General features: G+C 46.0%; 14 protein-coding genes, 1 tRNA gene and 4 pseudogenes. 12 read left to right on the top strand and 7 right to left on the bottom strand.

Annotated features, from left to right (window positions below):
- Window positions 1–372: 372 nt before the first annotated feature.
- Window positions 373–1,572 (top strand): hypothetical protein, encoded by a 1,200-nt coding sequence (locus BEB42_RS19080; protein WP_000937961.1) that lies wholly within the window; start codon window positions 373–375, stop codon window positions 1,570–1,572.
- Between the two features lie 181 nt (window positions 1,573–1,753).
- Here BEB42_RS19080 and mlaA read toward each other — a convergent pair whose 3' ends face one another.
- Entirely contained in the window at window positions 1,754–2,509 is a 756-nt protein-coding gene (gene mlaA, locus BEB42_RS19075; RefSeq protein WP_000776770.1) for a phospholipid-binding lipoprotein MlaA, read from the bottom strand.
- 293 nt (window positions 2,510–2,802) lie between these two features.
- On the opposite strand from mlaA, the gene BEB42_RS19065 reads away from it, so the two are divergent.
- The 4 genes and pseudogenes from BEB42_RS19065 to BEB42_RS19050 all read left to right on the top strand — a co-directional run.
- On the top strand, window positions 2,803–3,735 hold the full coding sequence (locus BEB42_RS19065) for a formate/nitrite transporter family protein (protein ID WP_000368131.1): 933 nt from the start codon (window positions 2,803–2,805) through the stop codon (window positions 3,733–3,735).
- Between the two features lie 75 nt (window positions 3,736–3,810).
- A tRNA-Arg gene (locus tag BEB42_RS19060) sits at window positions 3,811–3,885 on the top strand.
- Window positions 3,886–4,046: 161 nt separating this feature from the next.
- Window positions 4,047–4,529, top strand: a pseudogene (intS, locus tag BEB42_RS19055) (prophage integrase IntS); the annotation flags it as partial.
- Window positions 4,525–4,820: pseudogene (locus tag BEB42_RS19050) on the top strand (dATP/dGTP pyrophosphohydrolase domain-containing protein); the annotation flags it as partial. The pseudogenes intS and BEB42_RS19050, both read left to right, overlap by 5 nt.
- A 201-nt stretch (window positions 4,821–5,021) precedes the next feature.
- On the opposite strand, the gene BEB42_RS19045 reads toward BEB42_RS19050, so the two are convergent.
- Window positions 5,022–5,906 (bottom strand): LysR family transcriptional regulator, encoded by an 885-nt coding sequence (locus tag BEB42_RS19045; RefSeq protein ID WP_105267495.1) that lies wholly within the window; start codon window positions 5,904–5,906, stop codon window positions 5,022–5,024.
- Window positions 5,907–6,009: 103 nt separating this feature from the next.
- Between BEB42_RS19045 and BEB42_RS19040 the strand changes: the two genes are divergently transcribed.
- The 4 genes from BEB42_RS19040 (at window position 6,010) to torI (ending at window position 7,475) form a co-directional block, all read left to right on the top strand.
- Complete coding sequence (locus BEB42_RS19040; protein WP_001164448.1) at window positions 6,010–6,468, top strand: multidrug/biocide efflux PACE transporter; 459 nt, start codon at window positions 6,010–6,012, stop codon at window positions 6,466–6,468.
- A 142-nt stretch (window positions 6,469–6,610) separates the two neighbouring features.
- Entirely contained in the window at window positions 6,611–6,778 is a 168-nt protein-coding gene (locus BEB42_RS19035) for a hypothetical protein (protein ID WP_000545725.1), read from the top strand.
- A 27-nt stretch (window positions 6,779–6,805) separates the two neighbouring features.
- Window positions 6,806–7,150, top strand: a complete 345-nt coding sequence (locus BEB42_RS19030) for a hypothetical protein (RefSeq protein ID WP_001281200.1) — start codon at window positions 6,806–6,808, stop codon at window positions 7,148–7,150.
- A 124-nt stretch (window positions 7,151–7,274) separates the two neighbouring features.
- Entirely contained in the window at window positions 7,275–7,475 is a 201-nt protein-coding gene (gene torI / locus BEB42_RS19025) for a response regulator inhibitor TorI (RefSeq protein ID WP_001163428.1), read from the top strand.
- Window positions 7,476–7,998: 523 nt separating this feature from the next.
- Here the strand turns inward: torI and BEB42_RS19015 are convergent.
- Window positions 7,999–9,246 (bottom strand): oligosaccharide MFS transporter, encoded by a 1,248-nt coding sequence (locus BEB42_RS19015; RefSeq protein ID WP_074500925.1) that lies wholly within the window; start codon window positions 9,244–9,246, stop codon window positions 7,999–8,001.
- Window positions 9,247–9,317: 71 nt separating this feature from the next.
- Entirely contained in the window at window positions 9,318–10,232 is a 915-nt protein-coding gene (locus BEB42_RS19010) for an aminoimidazole riboside kinase (protein WP_001274880.1), read from the bottom strand.
- A gap of 215 nt (window positions 10,233–10,447) precedes the next feature.
- Between BEB42_RS19010 and cscA the strand changes: the two genes are divergently transcribed.
- The gene (cscA, locus tag BEB42_RS19005) at window positions 10,448–11,881 is read left to right on the top strand and encodes a sucrose-6-phosphate hydrolase (RefSeq protein WP_000194537.1); all 1,434 of its coding nucleotides are present in this window, start codon (window positions 10,448–10,450) and stop codon (window positions 11,879–11,881) included.
- Window positions 11,882–11,888: 7 nt separating this feature from the next.
- Here the strand turns inward: cscA and BEB42_RS19000 are convergent, their stop codons facing one another.
- Window positions 11,889–12,884 carry a LacI family DNA-binding transcriptional regulator gene (locus tag BEB42_RS19000; RefSeq protein WP_001353060.1) on the bottom strand — a complete coding sequence of 332 codons (996 nt, stop codon included), beginning with the start codon at window positions 12,882–12,884 and terminating at the stop codon, window positions 11,889–11,891.
- A gap of 256 nt (window positions 12,885–13,140) precedes the next feature.
- Here BEB42_RS19000 and BEB42_RS18995 point away from each other — a divergent pair.
- Both BEB42_RS18995 and dsdA read left to right on the top strand, forming a co-directional pair.
- Window positions 13,141–13,359 (top strand): annotated as a pseudogene (locus BEB42_RS18995) (GntT/GntP/DsdX family permease); the annotation flags it as partial.
- Window positions 13,341–14,669: a D-serine ammonia-lyase gene (gene dsdA / locus BEB42_RS18990; RefSeq protein WP_105267494.1), complete on the top strand. Its 1,329-nt coding sequence runs from the start codon at window positions 13,341–13,343 to the stop codon at window positions 14,667–14,669. The pseudogene BEB42_RS18995 and the gene dsdA, both read left to right, overlap by 19 nt.
- Before the next feature lie 128 nt (window positions 14,670–14,797).
- Here dsdA and emrY read toward each other — a convergent pair.
- Window positions 14,798–16,159 (bottom strand): annotated as a pseudogene (gene emrY / locus BEB42_RS18985) (multidrug efflux MFS transporter permease subunit EmrY); the annotation flags it as partial.
- A gap of 11 nt (window positions 16,160–16,170) precedes the next feature.
- Window positions 16,171–16,244, bottom strand: a 74-nt coding sequence (locus BEB42_RS18980; protein ID WP_004200914.1) for an IS1 family transposase, incomplete at its 5' end; no start/stop codon positions are given.

Here is a 16,244-nt window from a genome sequence, read left to right as displayed (position 1 = left end):
CGCGTTAGCTTAGTTAAAGTCACCTGCTATGCAGGTGACTTTAACTCCCTCTCTTCACCGAAAGTAGTTTCCTCATTGCTTGCCTCCTGAGATAAGACAATTTTGCAAACAGCCTGATGTCAGCTTGCCCTTGCAAATTTGTAAGCGTTATCCACAGACAGGCCTGAAGGGAAAGATAGATTATCAGGCGTTCTGCTCGTCCTTCTCAATGAGTTTACTTTTCTGAATTTCCAGGATACTCAAACCACCCTGGCTATTATGCGCTCATACACTCAAATTAAAGATAGGTTCTAAATAAATGAGCGTTTTTTGATAGTCTATTTTATTAGGTAATATATATTTGCAACAAATCAATCAACGTGGAATAAAATCATGCTACCATCTGTTTCAATCAACAATACCTGCCCTACTTACACAGAATCCACCAATGAAAATAACAATAATGAAGTTAATGGATTAGTACAAGAGTTCAAAAACCTTTTTAATGGCAAGGAAGGAATAAGTACCTGTATTAAACATCTACTTGAGCTTATAAAAAATGCCATACGAGGAACCGGTGAACCTGATAGAATAATTATCAATAATTCCTCAGTTACTTATATTGATATTGGCTCCAATGATACAGACTATATTACTATTGGTATCGACAACCAAGAACCAATAAAATTATCTGCGAACTATAAAGACAAAGAACTCGTCCGTACTATCATTAATGACAACATAGTTGAGAAGACTCATGATGATATAAATAATGCTGAATATACTGATGATGGTATTATTGGTATTCATAATCAAGAACCAACAAAATCACCTGCGAACGATGAAAACAAAAAAGTCGGTCAAACCATCATCAGTAAAAATGTAGTAGAGAATACTCATGATATCCATAACAAGGAAATGATCTTCAGCGCAATAAAAGAAATATATGATGGAAATCCTGGTTTTATCTTCGATAAAATATCGCACAAACTCAGACATACGGTAACGAAATTTGATGAGAGCGGGAAAAGCGAACCAACGGACTTATTTACCTGGTACGGTAAAGATAAAAAAGGCGACTCTCTCGCTATTGTAATTAAAAATAAAAACGGAAATGATTACTTATCTCTCGGTTACTACGATCAGGACGACTACCACATTCAAAGAGGAATTCGTATTAATGGTGATAGTCTCACCCAATATTGTAGTGAAAACGCCAGGAAAGCTTCAGCGTGGTTTGAAAGCAGTAAAGCTATCATGGCAGAGTCATTTGCAACAGGTTCCGATCATCAGGTTGTAAACGAGCTCAACGGGGAAAGACTGAGAGAACCTAACGAAGTTTTTAAACGTTTAGGTCGAGCAATAAGATACAATTTTCAAGTGGACAATGCAAAATTTAGACGCGATAATGTAAAAGAAATAATTTCTACTTTATTCGCTAACGAAGTTGACGTTGACAACTCTCAAAATGAATATAAACAGTTTAAGGAAATCGAAGATAAAGTTGAAAAAAGACTTCAAAATCGCCAGATGAAATATCAAAGTGAAATTAAACAACTCTCTGCGTTGGGTGTTAATTTTGATGATAATTAAAATTATTTGTCCAGTTTTTTGATTTTCCAACGTCTGAATATCGGAAACAGTCAGTGGCGAACATCAGTATTTTTACATAATTTCGTCCGGGTCATTGTCGGTTTGTCTCCTTTTACTTGTGGTAATTGATGGATAACAACAAAAAAGGTGAGTTTTGCGACTCACCTTTTTTATTTGTTTCTTATTCAGAATCGATATCTTTTAACTCATCCTGAATCGCTTGCGCGTTCGGGTTTTCCTGCGGTTTGAGTTCGCCGCCATTGGCGATGAAATCATGACGCTGGAAGTACGCTTCGCGCACCATAATGTATGGGTCGGACGACTGACGCAGCAGGCCGTCGGAATCCAGCAGTTGCGCACGGGTTTCGATACCTTCAAGCGTCCATTTACCCACGGACATCGGCCAGGTCAGCCAGGAAAGTACCGGGTAAAGACCATCCGCCATATCACCGCCGTCATCACGCAGCGTGAAGCTACCGTAGAACGGTAATTGTACGTACGGCCCATAACCCACGCCATAATGACCAAGCGTACTACCGAAGCGGTGAGGTTCAGTCCGTTGCAGTTTCGGGTTCGCCATCCCCGCAACATCAATAAAGCCGCCCATCCCCAAAATAGTGTTCAGGAAAAAGCGGGTAAAGTGGACCATCCCCTGATAAGGGTCGCCCTGCAAGAAGTAGTTAACCATCACCGCAGGTTCTTCAAGGTTGCCGGTAAAGTTGCTCAAACCGTTACGCGCCGGTTGCGGAACATAATCACGCCAGGCGACTGCGACCGGTCGAACAATATACGGGTCTAATACATTGAAGTTGAAGTTGTACATGGTGCGGTTGAACCCTTCTAATGGGTCAGAACGCCCTTGCTGATCTGTACCGGAACTCGCACACCCCACCAGAAGCGTAGTTCCAAGAGCAAGCGCCGACAGGCGAAGCTTCATAAATGTCTCCCTGTTTTTTTATGGCTTATGCAGTTTGCCATCCATGACGGAACGATACCGTATCCGCCTGTTTAGGTGTGGGCGATTGTAACAGCACGTCAACTGATGTCCAGACGCCCTGATTTGCTGATTTGATCATAGCCTGGTAATCGACGCCCTGTAGGCTACTTGATTCTATAGAAACAGAAAAAGGCAAACACAGCCTTTTCTACATTTTCAGAGTAACTCCCGCCAGTTGCGAGCAAAAAAGCCGCTACGCTTTAGCTATACGTGCTAATTCAAGAGAAGAGACCATGGACAACGACAAAATTGATCAACACAGCGACGAAATTGAAGTTGAGAGCGAAGAAAAAGAACGCGGCAAAAAAATAGAAATAGATGAAGACCGACTCCCCTCCCGGGCGATGGCAATTCATGAACATATCCGCCAGGATGGTGAAAAAGAGCTGGAACGCGACGCAATGGCGCTACTGTGGTCAGCCATTGCGGCGGGTCTGTCGATGGGCGCTTCACTACTGGCAAAAGGGATATTTCATGTCGAACTGGAAGGCGTGCCGGGCAGTTTCTTGCTGGAGAATCTCGGTTATACCTTTGGCTTTATTATCGTCATTATGGCCCGCCAGCAATTATTTACCGAAAACACCGTGACTGCGGTACTACCCGTCATGCAAAAACCGACAATGAGCAACGTCGGCTTACTTATGCGGTTATGGGGCGTCGTGCTGCTGGGGAATATTCTCGGGACAGGTATTGCGGCGTGGGCATTTGAATATATGCCTATCTTTAATGAAGAAACTCGCGATGCATTTGTAAAAATCGGCATGGATGTGATGAAGAACACCCCCAGTGAGATGTTTGCCAACGCGATCATTTCCGGCTGGCTGATCGCCACTATGGTATGGATGTTTCCTGCAGCGGGTGCGGCAAAGATTGTAGTGATTATATTAATGACCTGGCTTATCGCCCTCGGAGATACCACCCACATCGTTGTCGGTTCTGTAGAAATCCTCTATCTGGTATTTAACGGCACGCTGCACTGGAGCGATTTCATCTGGCCCTTCGCGCTGCCTACTCTGGCAGGAAACATCTGCGGCGGCACCTTTATCTTCGCGTTAATGAGTCATGCACAGATCCGTAACGACATGAGCAACAAGCGCAAAGCAGAAGCACGACAAAAAGCAGAACGTGCGGAAAACATTAAGAAAAATGATAAAAACCCGGCATAAATGGCGAGGGTTTAAGCAATCGAGCGGCAGTGTACTTACCCCGCTGAGCATTAGCGGGTATACTCATGCCGCATTGTCCTCTTAGTTAAATGGATATAACGAGCCCCTCCTAAGGGCTAATTGCAGGTTCGATTCCTGCAGGGGACACCATTTATCAGTTCGCTCCCATCCGTACCAGTCCGTAAAATCCCCTGAATATCAAGTCTTCCGTAGATTAACAGTTCGTAATGGTTCGCGTCAGATCGTTGACAGCCGCACTCCATGACGGGTAAAAAGTGGATAAAATAATTTTACCCACCGGATTTTTACCCATGCTCACCGTTAAGCAGATTGAAGCAGCTAAGCCGAAAGAAAAACCATACCGCCTTCTCGATGGTAATGGCCTGTACCTTTATGTCCCTGTATCCGGGAAATAGGTATGGCAGCTTCGCTACAAGATTGACGGTAAGGAGAAAATCCTGACTGTCGGAAAATATCCGCTTATGACTTTGCAGCAGGCAAGGGATAAAGCATGGACTGCGAGGAAAGACATCTCGGTTGGCATCGATCCGGTAAAGGCGAAAAAGGCTTCGTCTAACAACAATTCATTTAGTGCGATTTACAAGGAATGGTACGAGCACAAGAAGCAAGTCTGGTCAGTAGGCTATGCAACTGAACTTGCCAAAATGTTTGATGACGACATTTTACCCATCATCGGCGGTCTTGAGATTCAGGATATTGAGCCGATGCAACTGCTGGAAGTAATCCGCAGATTTGAAGATCGCGGTGCAATGGAGCGAGCCACTACAGGAAGATAAATTGAAGATCAACATGGAGCGCCAGTGGCCTGAACCAAAAGATGGTGAGCCTCGCTTGCACATTAAAGAACGCGGCAACTCTCCGGTAACTCCGGGTGGTTGGATAAGCTGTAGTGAGCGAATGCCCGCTCAAGATGATTGGATTTTAATTTATTCAAAGCACGGTGAGTATATGGCAGGACAGGTGCAAGGGGAATACGTGGAGTTGAGCGACGGCACTTTATCGTGGTTAGGGAACGCCTTGTTCTGGATACCACTACCAGAACCGCGCAGGAGGTGAATCAATGAGCTGGCCTGAAGCATTCGCAACGGTAGGAATTGCAATGGCGGTAGCACTGGTTTTGTATTCAATTTATCGCTGGGGATAACGATGATGCTCATGCGGAAATCATCAAAAAAATGGAACTGCTAACATGATTTAGGTGGGAGCCCGGAAGATGGCTCCACATATCAACATAGATTATTTCAGGATTCCATATTTTAACTAATCTAAGTTCGACTATTTGGGGCATTGATATGCTGTAAATGATGCTTAAGCCAATTTCCAGCCGCGCCTGGTGGCGATTTTTTATTCCAAAGCAGATCGATAGAAATTGCCTTTGGCCAGCCAGGTACGTCGAGCTGAACCAGCGGTTTTTCTGTTGCAAACTCCTCAACCAGAGCACAGGGCAGAGAGCACCAGCCAAATCCCTGTACGGCCATACTGAGTAACAACAAATAGTTAGGTGCAGACCAAACCGGTCCACGGGCAATCATCTCCCGGTTATCGATATAAGTATTAAGACGAAGTTCTCGCCATGAATGAAGTTGTTCCCGCTGGATTGTTTTTTCTGCAGACAGTGGATGTGACGCCGAAACATAAATGCCCATCCACGCTTGCATCGGTAAACGGGTTGAGCCAATATCGGTGGGGTAGTGTTCCCGAAACTCAATTAAGCCGATCTGCGCTCGTTCTTTTTGCAAAAGATCGATGACATCGACATCCTCACCAATTAAAACCTCTAACTCAGTATGTGGAAACTGACTATCAAACTGCACCATGATGTCTTCTAATAAGTCAGGGTGTAGGGTATCGGAAAGCACAAACGTCAGACGAGCTTCAGTCTCTCCGGCAAGCGAAACCGCCACCTCCTCAAGACGTTCACTGGCTGACAAAATCGCATGAACGTAACTCAATACTTTCTTTCCTTCCTCTGTCAGCACAGGTTCTCGCGAAGAGCGATCGAATAATGATATACCAAGATCGACCTCAAGATTGGCAATTGACGTACTGACTGCGGACTGACTTTTGCGTAATCTTCGTGCCGCAGCAGAAAAGGAGCCACAGGAAACCGCTTCAACAAATGTACTTAACGCTTCAAGTGAGTAACGCATAATCTATCAATTTTTTCGATGGTATCTATCTTTTATATATCACATAAATCGATAAAAATCTCACAACTCCATAACGCGGTCGAAACTGTAAGAAAGGTAAGTTATGCAACATAATGCGATTCAACGCAGATCGTTACTTGAGCGTATTTTTCACGCTATTTGCTTTGAAGGAATTGCCACTGCGATTCTGGCCCCCACCACAGCATGGTTAATGCAGCGAACTATACTCGAAATGGGCGGGATGACTATCTTGTTGGCTTCAACTGCAATGATCTGGAATATCATCTATAACATGCTATTTGATCGCTACTGGCCTGCTCATCAGGTAAAACGAACTGCAAAAGTTCGTGCATTCCATGCTTTGGGCTTTGAAAGTGGATTTATCGCGATCGGCGTCATTATGGTGTCCTGGATTCTGAGCGTCAGTCTGTTACAGGCTTTTACACTAGAGATAGGATTCTTCCTTTTCTTTCTACCATATACCATGTTCTACAATTGGGCCTATGACAGCTTACGTTTACGTGTTGTGAAACAGCATCAACAACGTATGCTTGCCAGATAATGTTTTCCCAGGGGAGTAATGAGAATCGCGCAATAATTTTCGATATCCATACTGTACCCCCACCGACTTAACATCCCCGCCCTCGCGGGGATTTCTTTTATCTGAACTCGCTACGGCGAGTTTTGTTTTATGGAGATGATAAATGCACTTCCGAGTCACAGGAGAATGGAATGGAGAGCCATTCAACAGGGTTATCGAAGCAGAGAACATCAACGACTGCTATGACCACTGGATAATATGGGCGCAGATAGCACATGCAGACATAACCAATATTCGAATTGAAGAACTGAAAGAACACCAAGCCGCCTGATGGCGGTTTTTTTATTGGAGACAAGAAATGTCAGATTTGGCTATGAAGGTTTTGAAATGGCAATCGACTGGCGATGTTGGCATCAGTAGCGCAACTCTTGCCTCAATCGCATGTGGACTGAAAAAGAATATCTATGGTCATAGCTTCGGTGCTCCACATGACGCAGCCGATTTCCGACGATGCGTTGCGCTTGTCGAGCAGATTCCAGAAATCAGGGATTCATTCGACAAGGTTGCAAAGCGCGTTCCGGCATTCAAAGGCATCCTCAACGAATGGGATTCTCTCGTTGCTCTGTTGAAGTCTGAAATGAAGATACACGGAAACAAAGCACCAGAGACTTACAGAAGAATTAGCGAGTTACGCAAGGACTAACCACAGCCTCACACTCGATGAGGCCCGTTCATTTCTCAAGATATCCAGACCTACCATTGCCGCATCAATGCGGTTTTTTATTGCCTGATTTGCAGGTTCGATTCCCTATTCGGAGATAGCACTCATGCAACACGAACTACAACCTGATTCACTGGTTGATTTGAAATTCATCATGGCCGATACTGGCTTCGGTAAAACCTTCATCTATGACCGGATTAAGTCCGGCGACCTGCCAAAAGCCAAAGTTATCCACGGGCGAGCAAGATGGTTATATCGTGACCATTGTGAATTCAAAAATAAGCTCTTAAGCCGCGCCAATGGGTAAAATAGCGGGTAAAATATTTCTCACATCTAAAAAACACCATTCCAATCAATCCCCTGCCGCCTCAAGTAGATGTCTGCAGGGGACACCATTTATCCTTCCAACGAAATCTACCTTCCCCGCGTAAAAGTTGGGTTTGGCAGCACACTTGCCCTAAATCTACTCATTTTCCCTGCAACAGGTTGAAATCTCAGCACTGTGCGGCGATGACTAAACAGCCCCGGGCCTGGCAATGTAATCATCACACAGAATCCTGATCGCGAAATCTGGCTTGACTCGATACTTCACTCCGCAATGCATTCCTTGATGGATTAGCAGGCCCGTGATACACGGGACAGGTCGCTGAATTACGACAATTTCCTGGAAATCAGCGAACCGCGTATCCTGAGAACATTTGAGCGACTGTTCCAGAACATGAATGAGGCGTTTGGATTAGGCGATTATTAGCCGCGCTAAGCATTTTGGTATTATTATTTTCCGGTTGAGGGATATAGAGCTATCGACAACAACCGGAAAGAGTTTACGTCTATATTGCAGAAGGTACAGGCGTTTCCATCACCATTTGCTCACGCTTTTTACTCAGGAAGAAAATGCCAAATAACAACATCAGGCAGACAATACCCGAAATTACGAAGAAAACCGTCTGGTAACCTGCATGGTCAAAAAGTATTCCAGTCGGCGTTGAAAGCAACACAATCCCCAACGAACTGGCAATTTGAAAACCAATCAGAAAGATCGTCGACGACAGGCGCTTATCAAAGTTTGCCACGCTGTATTTGAAGACGGAAATGACACACAGTGGAACCTCAATGGCATGTAACAGCTTCACTAATGAAATAATCCAGGGATTAACGAACAGTGCGCAGGAAAGAATACGCAACGCCATAATCACAACACCGATAAGTAATGCATTTTTTGGCCCTACCCGGTTAACAAAGAAAGGAATAATGGCCATGCACAGCGCTTCGAGTACAACCTGGAATGAGTTGAGATAACCATACAGGCGCGTTCCTACATCGTGTGATTCGAATAAACCTGCATAAAAAACAGGAAAGAGCTGTTGATCAAAAATGTTATAGAAAGACCACGTCCCCACAATAAATATGACGAAAATCCAGAAGTTTCGATCCTTGAAAACTGCAATAAAATCCTCTTTTTTTACCCCTCCCGCATCTGCCGCTACGCACTGCTGATCCTGATATTTAAAACGCATGTTGATCATCATAAATACAGCGCCAAATAGCGAAACCAACCAGAAGTTGATATGGGGACTGATACTGAAAAATATGCCAGCAAAGAACGCGCCAATCGCATAGCCAAAAGATCCCCAGGCGCGCGCTGTTCCATATTCGAAATGAAAATTTCGTGCCATTTTTTCGGTGAAGCTATCAAGCAGACCGCAGCCCGCCAGATACCCCAAGCCAAAAAAGAGCGCCCCCAAAATTAGACCTACAGAAAAATTGCTTTGCAGTAACGGTTCATAAACGTAAATCATAAACGGTCCGGTCAAGACCAGGATGAAACTCATACACCAGATAAGCGGTTTCTTCAGACCGAGTTTATCCTGGACGATGCCGTAGACCATCATAAATAGAATGCTGGTAAACTGGTTGACCGAATAAAGTGTACCTAATTCCGTCCCAGTCAACCCTAGATGTCCTTTCAGCCAAATAGCGTATAACGACCACCACAGCGACCAGGAAATAAAAAAGAGAAATGAGTAACTGGATGCAAAACGATAGTACACATTTTTGAATGGTATATTCAGTGCCATAATTACCTGCCTGTCGTTAAAATATTCACGTCCTATTCAGAGACAAGAACGGCCTCGCCGTTTATTTCTCACTATTCCAGATCTTGTCGACATGGCAGCGCTGTCATTGCCCCTTTCGCCGTTACTGCAAGCGCTCCGCAACGTTGAGCGAGATCGATAATTCGTCGCATTTCTCTCTCATCGGTCTCTAATCCCGTAGAGGAAAGACCTGTGAGTAACCCGGCAACGAACGCATCTCCCGCCCCCGTGCTATCGACACAATTCACAGACATTCCAGCAAAATGGTGAACTTGTCCTCGATAACAGACCACCACCCCTTCTGCACCTTTAGTCACCAACAGCATGGCGATCTCATACTCTTTTGCCAGAGCACATATATCCCGATCGTTCTGTGTTTTTCCGCTGATAAGTCGCCATTCTTCTTCCGAGAGCTTGACGACATCCGCCAGTTGTAGCGCCTGTCGCAAACACAAGCGGAGCAAATGCTCGTCTTGCCACAGATCTTCACGAATATTGGGATCGAAGCTGACAAAACCTCCGGCATGCCGGATCGCCGTCATCGCAGTAAATGCGCTGGTACGCGAAGGTTCAGCAGACAACGCAATAGAACAGAGATGTAACCATTCGCCATGTCGCCAGAAGGGCAAGTCAGTCGTCTCTAAAAAAAGATCGGCACTAGGGCGGACCATAAACGTAAATGAACGTTCCCCCTGATCGTTCAGATCGACAAGCACCGTGGATGTTCGGTGCCATTCATCCTGCTTCAGATACGTGATATCGACTCCCTCCGTTAGCAGCGTTCTTTGCATTAACGCGCCAAAAGGATCATCACCCACCCGGCCTATAAACCCACTTATTCCGCCTAATCTGGCGATTCCCACCGCAACGTTAGCTGGCGCGCCGCCAGGACAAGGCAGTAGGCGCCCGTCTGATTCAGGCAAGAGATCGACAACCGCATCCCCTAAAACCCATACTTTGGCTGACATTTTTTTCCCTCAAATTCATCTGACTTACGCATAGTGATAAACCTCTTTTTCGCAAAATCGTCATGGATTTACTAAAACATGCACATTCGATCACAAAACGTCATAGTTAACGTTAACATTTGTGATATTAATCACATTTATAAAGATAAGGGGCTTTATTTTTATAAAAGTTAACGTTAACAATTCACCAAATTTGCTTAACCAGGATGATTAAAATGACGCAATCTCGATTGCATGCGGCGCAAAACGCACTAGCAAAACTTCACGAGCGCCGGGGGAATACTTTTTATCCCCATTTTCACCTCGCGCCTCCAGCCGGGTGGATGAACGATCCAAACGGCCTGATCTGGTTTAACAATCGTTATCACGCGTTTTATCAGCATCACCCGATGAGCGAACACTGGGGGCCAATGCACTGGGGACATGCCACCAGCGACGATATGATCCACTGGCAGCACGAGCCTATTGCGCTAGCGCCAGGAGACGAGAATGACAAAGACGGGTGTTTTTCAGGTAGTGCTGTTGATGACAATGGTGTCCTCTCACTTATCTACACCGGCCACGTCTGGCTCGATGGTGCAGGTAATGACGATGCAATTCGTGAAGTACAATGTCTGGCTACCAGCCGGGATGGTATTCATTTCGAGAAACAAGGTGTGATCCTCACTCCACCAGAAGGAATCATGCACTTCCGCGATCCTAAAGTGTGGCGTGAAGCCGACACCTGGTGGATGGTAGTCGGGGCGAAAGACCCAGGCAACACGGGACAGATCCTGCTTTATCGCGGTAGTTCATTGCGTGAATGGACTTTCGATCGCGTACTGGCCCACGCTGATGCGGGTGAAAGCTATATGTGGGAATGTCCGGACTTTTTCAGCCTTGGCGATCAACATTATCTGATGTTTTCCCCGCAGGGAATGAATGCCGAGGGATACAATTATCGAAATCGCTTTCAAAGTGGTGTAATACCCGGAATATGGTCGCCAGGACGACTTTTTGCACAATCCGGGCATTTTACTGAACTTGATTATGGGCATGACTTTTATGCACCACAAAGCTTTTTAGCGAAGGATGGTCGGCGTATTGTTATCGGCTGGATGGATATGTGGGAATCGCCAATGCCCTCAAAACGTGAAGGCTGGGCAGGCTGCATGACGCTGGCGCGCGAGCTATCTGAGAGCAATGGCAAACTCCTACAACGCCCGGTACACGAAGCTGAGTCGTTACGCCAGCAGCATCAATCAATCTCTCCCCACACAATCAGCAACAAATATGTTTTGCAGGAAAACGCGCAAGCGGTTGAGATTCAGTTGCAGTGGGCTCTGAAGAACAGCGATGCCGAACATTACGGATTACAGCTCGGCACGGGAATGCGGCTGTATATTGATAACCAATCTGAGCGACTTGTTTTGTGGCGGTATTACCCACACGAGAATTTAGATGGTTACCGTAGTATTCCCCTCCCGCAGCGTGACACGCTCGCCCTAAGGATATTTATCGATACATCATCCGTGGAAGTATTTATTAACGACGGGGAAGCTGTGATGAGTAGCCGAATCTATCCGCAGCCAGAAGAACGGGAACTGTCGCTCTATGCCGCCCACGGAGTGGCCGTGCTGCAACATGGAGCACTCTGGCAACTGGGGTAACATAATATCAGGTGGAACAACGGATCAACAGCGGGCAAGGGATCTGCGTTACCCTTCCCCCTTCACGACCTTCAATAATATGCAATGCAGCTTCCCGCCCGATAATGTCATGTGGAAGCTGAATTGTGGTCAGCGGCGGTAAAAACAGATGCCCGACGCCAACCAGATTATCAAAGCCCATTACGGCGACATCCTGCGGGATACGTACCCCCTTCGCCAGAAGAACCTGATAAGCAACAAAGGCTGCGCGATCGTTACCACAAATCAGAACATCAAAATCTGGTTTTACAGACTGGAAGTGGGCATTGAGTATACTTGCGAGATCGGTGTAGTGATCATCACCTATGGCCATGTGAAATTGTTTCACCTCAGCCAGATCTCGTCCAGCATCACGCCAGGCCTGCTCAAATCCCTGCCGACGATACCCTGTTGCCAACGCACCTTCCGGTAGCCAGAAGCATAACGGTTGACGATAGCCCGCCGCGAGCAAATGCTGTGTTGCTTCATATTGGGCAGTGTAATCATCAGGGATATAACTGGGTAACGCTGGGTCATCCGCCACACAGTTCGCCAATACAATATTTTCACCATGCAGAGACTCAGGCAGCGTGATATGCCTCAGTCCCATTGTAGTATAGATAATGCCATCCGGACGGAGGGCAAGCAGCTGACGTGCCGCGCGGGCAGCGTCATCTTCAGAAAAAATATTGATTAAAAAACTATTCCAGCCAAACTCGCTGGCGGTTTGTTCAATGGCAAGCAGAATATCAACAGAGAAAGGAGTGGTAGCAGTATCCTGCGCCAGCACGGCGAGAGTCGACGGCTTACGTCCCTGAGCGCGCATCTTACGAGCGGAAAGATCAGGAACATAATTCAGGGTTTGGATTGCCTGCAATACGCGGTCACGCGTTGCAGGACGCACAGATTCTGCATTATGCATCACCCGGGAGACAGTCATCATCGACACTCCCGCCAGGCGTGCGACATCCTTTAATGAAGCCATACCCAAGCCGTTTGCCGTAAAACGGGCACTGTAGCAGAAACAGACGTCACTGGCGAGATCCAGCGATATTCTTAACGTCCTATCACCCGACACGACAATACAGTAAAAAATAACAAGAATTCCCGGACAATTGTAACCAATTCCGCCTCTGTTCTCGCCAACGAGTCACCATGCAGACAAGTAGGTAAAACATGCCGACTGGCATCACCCACCCGGAGAAAAAATATAAATATGGATCATTGTGCTGTGGCTGTAACCAGACATCAGCCCGGAAATTATTGCGATTGGCTGCACGATCGTTACGGACTCGTTTTTCTGGCTGATGAAACAATTTTGCGGCGCTACGCTCAGTGAAACATATAAATACTATACGACAGCGACATTTATCGCTTCAGTCGTCGCTCTGGCGGGCACATTCCTGCTGTCATTTATCATCGAAGCGCAAAGAGACATACTATGGAAAACGCTAAAATGAACTCGCTCATCGCCCAGTATCCGTTGGTAAAGGATCTGGTTGCTCTTAAAGAAACCACCTGGTTCAATCCTGGCACGACCTCATTGGCTGAAGGTTTACCTTATGTTGGCCTGACCGAACAGGATGTTCAGGACGCCCATGCGCGCTTATCTCGTTTTGCCCCCTATCTGGCAAAAGCATTTCCTGAAACGGCTGCCTCTGGAGGGATTATTGAATCAGAACTGGTTGCCATTCCGGCTATGCAAAAACGGCTGGAAAAGGAATATCAGCAACCGATCAGCGGGCAACTGTTACTGAAAAAAGATAGCCATTTGCCTATTTCCGGCTCCATAAAAGCACGCGGCGGGATTTATGAAGTCCTGGCACATGCAGAAAAACTGGCTCTGGAAGCAGGGTTGCTGACGCTTGAAGATGACTACAGCAAACTGCTTTCTCCGGAGTTTAAGCAGTTCTTTAGCCAATACAGCATTGCTGTGGGCTCAACCGGAAATCTGGGGTTATCAATCGGTATTATGAGCGCCCGCATTGGCTTTAAGGTGACAGTACATATGTCTGCTGATGCCCGGGCATGGAAAAAAGCGAAACTGCGCAGCCATGGCGTTACGGTCGTGGAATATGAGCAAGATTATGGGGTTGCCGTCGAGGAAGGACGTAAAGCAGCGCAGTCTGACCCGAACTGTTTCTTTATTGATGACGAGAATTCCCGCACGTTGTTCCTTGGGTATTCCGTCGCAGGCCAGCGTCTTAAAGCGCAATTTGCCGAGCAAGGTCGTATTGTCGATGCTGATAACCCTCTGTTTGTCTATCTGCCGTGTGGCGTTGGCGGTGGTCCTGGTGGCGTCGCATTCGGGCTTAAACTGGCGTTTGGCGATCATGTTCACTGCTTTTTTGCCGAACCCACGCACTCCCCTTGTATGCTGTTAGGCGTCCATACTGGATTACACGATCAGATTTCTGTTCAGGATATTGGTATCGACAACCTTACCGCCGCGGATGGCCTTGCAGTTGGTCGCGCATCAGGCTTTGTCGGGCGGGCAATGGAGCGTCTGCTGGATGGCTTCTATACCCTTAGCGATCAAACCATGTATGACATGCTTGGCTGGCTGGCGCAGGAAGAAGACATTCGTCTTGAGCCTTCAGCACTGGCGGGTATGGCCGGGCCTCAGCGCGTGTGCGCATCAGTAATTTACCAACAGATGCAAGGTTTCAGCACAGAACAACTGCGTAATGCCACTCATCTGGTGTGGGCGACAGGAGGTGGAATGGTGCCGGAAGAAGAGATGAAGCAATATCTGGCTAAAGGCCGTTAATAACGTTTCACCGCAGCATCGCCATCCTTTCCCTGGGTGAGCGATGCTGCCTGATAATATCCATATAAAATGATGGTACAGGTTCAAAATTCCGCGGACTTGCCTGCTCTAGCCTCCTCTTTTTACCATCACCCAACACCTTTCGCTGTAAACGGCGGTTTCGCAAACCAAACCAATACCGTAAGTAAGATAAAAGCAATAGCCGCCATACGGAAAATCTCATTTGCAGAAATTGAAAGTGACTGCTGAGTTATTTCATTATTAATTTCATTAAGAACCTCTGAAAGCGAACCATAGTATTTATCCATAATTTGTGATGATGAATTAAACACGGGGTTAAATTGATCGATGGTTGCTGTCAACTGACTATGGTGTAACGATTCGCGTCGTCCCCACAACGTCATTGTCAACGACGTACCAACTGATCCTGACAGGGTACGAAAAAAATTACTCATACTCGAGGCATTGGCAAATTTATTATCTGGCAACCCTGAAAACGAAATCGTTGTTAAGGGTAAAAAGAAACAGGCAACGGCGAATCCCTGGAAAAACTGTGGCAAAATGATGCCTGTGAAATCAATCGTTGGCATAAATGTCACAGAACGCCAGTAATAGCAAACCGCATACATCAAAAAACTAAATGTCACTAACACCCGCATGTCTATTTTGTTGCCATAACGTCCTATCAAAGGCGAAATCAATAGTGGCATGATGCCGATGGGCGCATAAGCAAGTCCGGCCCATATCGCATTATACCCCATCGTTTCCTGGAGTAACTGCGGCATAAGTACTATCGCTCCAGAGTAAAATAAATACGCGCAGGTGATACTCACAATACCAATGGTGAAATTACGGGACTTAAACAAACTGAGGTCAAGAATCGGGTTCTCTGAGGTCGACTCCCAAATGACTAAAGAGATCAGAGAAATAGCTGATACTACTGTTAATATTATTATTGTACTCGAGTTGAACCAATCCAGATCGCGCCCTTTATCAAGCATAATTTGCAAGCCACCAACACCGAGCACTAACAGGGTCAACCCTGGTAAATTCATTTTGACCGGTGAAGTTTCAGTTTCTCTTCCTTTAAGTAAAGTTAAACATAATGTCAGGACGATAATCCCCATAGGGACATTGATTAAAAATATCCATCCCCAACTAAAGTTATCACAAATATAGCCACCCAATATCGGCCCACAAATCGGAGCGATAATTACGGTCATTGACCATAACGCCAAAGCAAATGTTCTTTTTTCTGGCGGATAATTCCTTAATAATAAACTCTGTGACAATGGAATTAACGGCCCCGCCATTAATCCCTGGACGACTCTAAAAAATATAAGAACATCAAGATTAGTCGAAAGACTACACATTAATGAAGACAGCGAAAAGAAGGTTACTGATAGTAAAAATAACCTTAATTCGCCTATTCTTTGTGCCAGCCTGCCGGTAACAGGGATCGCAATGGCATTTGCTACGCCAAACGGGTAATGACTCCAACTTATTGATAGTGTTTTATGTTCAGATAATGCCCGATGACTTTGTCATGCAGCTCCACCGATTTTGAGAACGACA

Origin of the sequence: Escherichia sp. MOD1-EC5990 (assembly GCF_002965285.1) — a bacterium.
Taxonomy (GTDB): Bacteria; Pseudomonadota; Gammaproteobacteria; order Enterobacterales; family Enterobacteriaceae; genus Escherichia; species Escherichia coli_F.
This window is presented reverse-complemented; position numbering and strand designations above follow the sequence as displayed.

Bases quoted from the DNA above. Each gene is read 5' to 3' on its own strand.
- BEB42_RS19015 (WP_074500925.1), bottom strand. From the start codon at position 9,246: ATGGCACTGAATATACCATTCAAAAATGTGTACTATCGTTTTGCATCC.
- BEB42_RS19000 (WP_001353060.1), bottom strand. From the start codon at position 12,884: ATGGCTTCATTAAAGGATGTCGCACGCCTGGCGGGAGTGTCGATGATG.
- mlaA (WP_000776770.1), bottom strand. From the start codon at position 2,509: ATGAAGCTTCGCCTGTCGGCGCTTGCTCTTGGAACTACGCTTCTGGTG.
- dsdA (WP_105267494.1), top strand. From the start codon at position 13,341: ATGGAAAACGCTAAAATGAACTCGCTCATCGCCCAGTATCCGTTGGTA.
- BEB42_RS19045 (WP_105267495.1), bottom strand. From the start codon at position 5,906: ATGCGTTACTCACTTGAAGCGTTAAGTACATTTGTTGAAGCGGTTTCC.
- BEB42_RS19035 (WP_000545725.1), top strand. From the start codon at position 6,611: ATGCACTTCCGAGTCACAGGAGAATGGAATGGAGAGCCATTCAACAGG.
- BEB42_RS19080 (WP_000937961.1), top strand. From the start codon at position 373: ATGCTACCATCTGTTTCAATCAACAATACCTGCCCTACTTACACAGAA.
- BEB42_RS19030 (WP_001281200.1), top strand. From the start codon at position 6,806: ATGTCAGATTTGGCTATGAAGGTTTTGAAATGGCAATCGACTGGCGAT.
- torI (WP_001163428.1), top strand. From the start codon at position 7,275: ATGCAACACGAACTACAACCTGATTCACTGGTTGATTTGAAATTCATC.
- BEB42_RS19040 (WP_001164448.1), top strand. From the start codon at position 6,010: ATGCAACATAATGCGATTCAACGCAGATCGTTACTTGAGCGTATTTTT.
- BEB42_RS19065 (WP_000368131.1), top strand. From the start codon at position 2,803: ATGGACAACGACAAAATTGATCAACACAGCGACGAAATTGAAGTTGAG.
- cscA (WP_000194537.1), top strand. From the start codon at position 10,448: ATGACGCAATCTCGATTGCATGCGGCGCAAAACGCACTAGCAAAACTT.
- BEB42_RS19010 (WP_001274880.1), bottom strand. From the start codon at position 10,232: ATGTCAGCCAAAGTATGGGTTTTAGGGGATGCGGTTGTCGATCTCTTG.